Source organism: Leucobacter japonicus, from assembly GCF_001273855.1.
GTDB lineage: Bacteria > Actinomycetota > Actinomycetes > Actinomycetales > Microbacteriaceae > Leucobacter > Leucobacter japonicus.
In genome coordinates, this window is sequence record NZ_JHBX01000114.1 from 1 (window position 1) to 786 (window position 786).

Annotated in this window: 2 protein-coding genes; both read left to right on the forward strand. The window is 58.7% G+C overall.

Annotated elements, in window-relative coordinates; translation table 11 throughout:
• Positions 1 to 136 precede the first annotated feature (136 nt).
• Positions 137 to 454: a WXG100 family type VII secretion target gene (locus tag AMS67_RS12485; protein ID WP_053353891.1), complete on the forward strand. Its 318-nt coding sequence runs from the start codon at positions 137 to 139 to the stop codon at positions 452 to 454.
• Between the two features lie 49 nt (positions 455 to 503).
• Positions 504 to 785 (forward strand): WXG100 family type VII secretion target, encoded by a 282-nt coding sequence (locus AMS67_RS12490; RefSeq protein WP_241488076.1) that lies wholly within the window; start codon positions 504 to 506, stop codon positions 783 to 785.
• Position 786 lies beyond the last annotated feature (1 nt).

The following is a 786-nucleotide window of genomic DNA, read 5'->3' on the forward strand; positions in this document are numbered from 1 at the left end:
TGGTTGGTGTAACTATTTGCCAGATGTCGGTGGCTTCGCGTAGCGTCGTGGGTGGTGGCTTCGCCTGTTGGCGTGACGCTTAGGGAAACGTGTGCATCGTTGCGGTGTGCGCAACATTGAACTCAAGGGGAACAATATGGTTCAGACCATTGCAGCTGAAGAGGGAGCACTTCGCCGGGGCCAGCAGGCTGTTGCTGAGGCGAAGGCCGGTATTGACCAGCAGACGAAGAAGGTGCGCGGTGATATCGAGCAGCTTCGCGGGTACTGGCAGGGTTCCGCGGCGGGTGCGTTCACGCAGCTGATGCAGCGTTGGGATGCTGAGACGGTGAAGCTCAATAATGTGCTCGTCGATCTTGAGAACTCGCTGCGTGGCACGGAGCAGGATCAGGCTGCGACGGAGCAGGAGCACCAGCAGGCGATCTCGGGCCTCGGCGCGATGATGTCCGGTAACTGAGTACAGACGCGACTTCTAGGGGAATAGAGAAATCATGAGCATGCAGTCGATGTCGGTGCAGACCGCACAGGTCAGTGCACTTTCGGGCCAGATTCGTAATGGTGCGCAGGGGATTCGTTCGGAGATCGAGCGTTTGGAGTCTGAAGTTGCCAAGCTGCGCGGAGCGTGGAGTGGTGAGGCGCAGAACTCGTATGACGTGGCGCAGCGTCAGTGGACGCAGTCGTTGAACGAGTTGCAGTCGTTGCTGGAGCGTATTTCGAGTAACACGGAGCAGATCGCTCAGGCGTATAACGCGAGTGATGCTCGTAACGCCGGCCGCTTCGCAGGCTAAG